The organism is Psittacicella gerlachiana (assembly GCF_003585965.1).
GTDB classification, from domain to species: Bacteria; Pseudomonadota; Gammaproteobacteria; order Enterobacterales; family Psittacicellaceae; genus Psittacicella; species Psittacicella gerlachiana.
Genome location: NZ_NRJF01000136.1, coordinates 1 through 4,605, shown reverse-complemented (window position 1 = coordinate 4,605; position 4,605 = coordinate 1). Strand labels below are relative to the sequence as shown.

Below are 4,605 nucleotides of genomic sequence, written 5' to 3'. Positions count from 1 at the left end.
CCGTCCAGACCGCCACTTTATTAAGAAAATGCACTGCATACATTGCAGTGTTTTTTTATTGAATTAGATAGAAACACTATCTAGTGCTTATCAGTAGTTATTTCTTCTCCCCCTAATTTAGGAATAAATACTGATTTGAAAAAGCGTAATTAAGCAAATTATTCTCAATGTGTAAGATCTTGGGTTTATAAGCCCAAGATCTTTTTTTGTTTTGTGGGTTGGACCCAAAATTATCTTTGCTGATCTCTCATGATCATTTATGAGTTTATAAGTGTGATAGGTGTAGCATTTTAGAACTTTTTATTTGGTGTTAATAATTCTTTGGCGTATGATAAGGGGACATCAAGTAGTAATTTTAAATTTTATTTGATAGTTTATATACTAAAGATTTAACATTGTATCCTTAATAGTGAATGGGGTATGGAAGAAATTCCATGCCTTTTTTCTTTTTGATTTTACTTTTTATTTGGGATTTATTTGGCTTAAGGTATTTATCTGAGTAGTTGCAAAAGTTGGAATTTACTTGAAGATTTTTTTGGTGATAGATAAGTATTCGTAATTGCTGAGTAGAATCTAAATGATGGTTATTGGAGAACTACTTTTTTGTTTTTGTTATTTTGTTTTCTTTATTTCAGTGGTAGTTGGTTTTAATTTGGATTTTCAAGAGTTAATTGTTGAATTTTTTTGTAAAGTCCTTTTAGCAAAAGCTAATTTATCCTTGAGCTTTATTTGTCTATAATGTACTCATAGCAAACAATAAATAACAAGGAACAAATTATGACTACTAATAATTATCCCTATGTAACTTTAAATAACGGCGTAAAAATGCCACAACTTGGTTTTGGGGTATTTCAAATTACTGATCCTGAACAATGTGAACAAGCAGTACTTGAAGCTCTCCAAGCTGGTTATCGCTTAATTGATACGGCTCAAGCTTACTATAATGAAGAAGCGGTGGGTAGAGCTATTAAACGTAGTGGCATTCCTCGTGAAGAAATCTTTATTACCACTAAACTTTGGATTTCTGATGCTAAAGAGGGGCAAGCTTATCAAGCTTTTACGGAATCGGCAAGAAAACTTGGCGTTGACTACATAGATCTTTATTTAATTCATCAGCCAGTAGGAGATGTATTTGGAGCTTGGCGTGATTTAGAAAAACTCTATGCTGAAGGTAAAGTAAAAGCTCTAGGGATTAGTAATTTTGCTCCGGATCAAGTAATGAATCTTATGCTCTTTAATAAAGTAAAACCTGCAGTAAATCAAATAGAGATGCATCCATTTTTTCAACGTGAAGAAGTAAAACAGTTTTTAGAAGAAAATGACATAGTTACTGAATCTTGGGCAAGTTTTGCCGAAGGTCGTAATCATATTTTTACTAATCCGGTATTAGAGCAGATCGCAAAAGCACATAACAAATCTGTAGCTCAAGTAATCTTAAGATGGTTATTGCAACGTGGCGTAGTTGTAATTCCTAAATCAGTAACACCTTCTCGTATTCAAGAGAATTTTAATGTATTTGATTTTAGTTTAACTGAGGAGCAAATGGCACAAATTAAAGAGCTAGATACTAATACAAGTCTATTTTTTGATCACCGTACGCCAGAAGTAGTTAAATTTTTAGCTGAATACAAATAAACTTTACTTTACTAATGATATTCTGTTAAAGCATAGTTTAAGAGAGTTTAGTAACTTTTTGAATAAGTTAAATAGCGAATAACCTAGATATGGAATCAATGAGATATTTAAATGACCAAAGGTTTTATTCATAACAGGATTTACTCAAAGGTTAGAGGAGTTGAGCTAATAAGTTAAGGAGTTAAGCAAACTACTCAAATTCAATTAAGCTAAACTTTTTACAAGTAACAAGTAAAAAATAAATAAAAACGAGTGCAAAAATCTTGCACTCGTTTTTGTTTATTTGGTTGTTTTGATATATTTGTTTACTTTTATTTACTTATGATCTGTACTTGTGAGATACAAAGTTAGATCAAGGTGTTTTATCAAGGAGTTATGAAGTTCTTTCTTAATCCCTAAAACGAGGAGTAAATTCTTTTTTGAATTTAGTTGCTCCAGTAAACATATCTTGGTGATCAGTAACTCGGGCAACATTCCAGTTGCTAAGGTCGCTGTTAAATTTACTTGCAGAAGCGAACATGTATTTCATATCAGTTACTTTACTTACATTCCAGCTACTTAAGTTACTCTCAAAGTTTTGGGCTCGAGCAAACATACCTTGCATATCGGTTACATTTGAAACATTCCACTTGCTCAGATCACTATTAAATTTTGTAGCTTGACTAAACATGAGCTTCATGTTGGTCACTTGACGTACATCCCAGTTACTTAGATCACTAGTAAAGTTACTCGCTTGAGCAAACATAGCCTCCATATTGGTTACTTGAGAGACATTCCAGTTGCTCAGATCGCTCGTAAATTTTGTTGCTTGCGCAAACATATGTTGCATTTGTGTTACTTTACCTACTTGCCACTTGCTTAAGTTACTATTAAAATTGCTCGCTTGTCTAAACATCCCTGCCATATTGGTAACTTGGCTTACGTCCCATTTACTTAAATCGCTGGTAAAGAGTTTAGCACTTGCAAACATGGCAAACATATTGGTAACCTTAGATACATTCCAGTTGCTTAGATCACTATTAAATTTGCTCGCAAATTGGAACATTGAAGTCATATTGGTTACTTGTGAAACATCCCATTTGCTGAGGTCACTATTAAAGTTGTCTGCTTGAGCAAACATATGACTCATATCTGTAACCTTGCTTACATCCCATTTACTTAAGTCGCTGGTAAAGCGGTTTGTAACTGAGAACATACCTGACATATTGGTAACTTGACTTACATCCCATTTGCTCAGATCACTAGTAAAGTTTGTCGCTTTGGCAAACATAAAGTGCATATCAGTTACTTGAGAAACATCCCATTGGCTCAGATTCCCATTAAAACGACTTGCATCACCAAACATGCGAGACATATTGGTAACTTGGCTCACATCCCATTTGCTTAAGTTACTATTGAACTTACTCGCTTTAAGGAACATGGATTGCATATCCGTAACCTTACCGGTATTCCAGTTATCAAGATTACTATTAAAGTTACTTGCTTGAGCAAACATATAGCTCATATTGGTAACATTACCGACTTCCCAAGCACTAAGATCACTGGTAAAGTTGCTTGCTTGGGTAAACATATATTGCATGTCAGTAACATTGTAGGTATTCCACTTGCTTAAGTCACTTTGGAAATTAGTTGCTTGATCAAACATATGTGCCATGTTGGTAACTTTAAAGACATCCCAGCTACTGAGATCGGCATTAAAATTAGTCGCTTGTGCGAACATGGATTCCATGTTAGTGACATTTGTGGTAGTCCAATTGCTAAGATCTTGATTAAAAGTACTCGCTTGTTGGAACATCCCCGACATATTCGTTACTTGAGCTGGATACCATAGACTGATGTTGCCATTAAATCTAGTTGCTCCTGCAAACATTTGTTGCATGTCGGTAACGCGATTGACTTTCCAGCTGTATAAATCCTGATTAAAGCTTTGAGCATGCAAGAACATTTTTGCCATGTTAGTGACATTAGACACATCCCAAGAGTTTAGCGGGCTATTAAAGTTTTGAGCATAAGCAAACATGGACTGCATGTTAGTTACTTGGGAAACATCCCAATTGCTGAGATCGCCATTAAAGTTTTTTGCATAGGCGAACATGCTTTGCATGTTAGTGACTTTACCTAGTTGCCAAGTGCTTAGATCTCGATTAAAACTTTGTGCTTGATAGAACATGTAGCTAGTATCAGTTACCTGACTAAGATTCCATGTACTTAGATCTGCATTAAATTTTTGAGCATGACTAAAGATTCCTCGCATGCTCGTAGCATTAGCTACATTCCAAGTAGAGAGGTCTTGATTAAAGTCTTTTGCCCCTGCAAATAACCAATTAAAATTTTTAACATTAGCTACGTTTAAATTTGCGAGATCATTGTTAAAACTAGTACAAGCAAAAGTTCCTTGGAGAGATTGTACGTGACTTAAATCTAAGCTCGTAAAATCTATATTTAGTGAACGTAATTGCTCGGGGGTTTTACACTGCAGAACATCTTGATTAAACTCATAATCCCCTGCGAACATAAAGTCGAGGTTATCAAGCTGTGGGAAATAGAGAAATCCTAAGTCAAGAGCTTGCTGGGGATTATTAAACTCTGCAATATATCGATCGAGAAATAGTTTTAGTTTTTTCCCATCTGTAAAGGTGATTCTAACTTCTGCCGAATTTAAAGGTTGAGTTTTTAGTTGAGACGGTAGTTGCTCATAACTAATATCTTTATAACGATACTTGTAGTATGAAAGGAGATCAAGGTCTTGGTTTTTTAAGAGGTAACTTGTTAAAGCACCTGCACCCACACTCAATCCAGCAACTAACATAAAACTAATTATTTTTGCTTTACCATTCATATTTTTTTCATATTTTAAGTTGAGTCTGAGAGATATTTTAAACTGTTTTTGGAAAATAACAAAATAAATTGAAAATAAGTTAGCAGTTGGTTAAAAATAAGTAAAAAATATGTTAGAGATTAGAGATTAGA

Annotated in this window: 2 protein-coding genes; one reads left to right on the top strand and one right to left on the bottom strand. The window is 34.1% G+C overall.

Translation table 11 applies throughout. The features are described 5' to 3' along the window. Positions 1-777 precede the first annotated feature (777 nt). Complete coding sequence (locus CKF59_RS05045; protein ID WP_119534877.1) at positions 778-1,635, top strand: aldo/keto reductase; 858 nt, start codon at positions 778-780, stop codon at positions 1,633-1,635. A 388-nt stretch (positions 1,636-2,023) separates the two neighbouring features. On the opposite strand, the gene CKF59_RS05040 is transcribed toward CKF59_RS05045, so the two are convergent. After that, a complete protein-coding gene (locus tag CKF59_RS05040) occupies positions 2,024-4,474 on the bottom strand; it encodes a BspA family leucine-rich repeat surface protein (protein ID WP_119534876.1) in 2,451 nt (816 codons plus the stop codon). Positions 4,475-4,605 lie beyond the last annotated feature (131 nt).

Coding starts and splice junctions, on each gene's coding strand:
- CKF59_RS05045 (WP_119534877.1), top strand. CDS start 778: ATGACTACTAATAATTATCCCTATGTAACTTTAAATAACGGCGTAAAA.
- CKF59_RS05040 (WP_119534876.1), bottom strand. CDS start 4,474: ATGAATGGTAAAGCAAAAATAATTAGTTTTATGTTAGTTGCTGGATTG.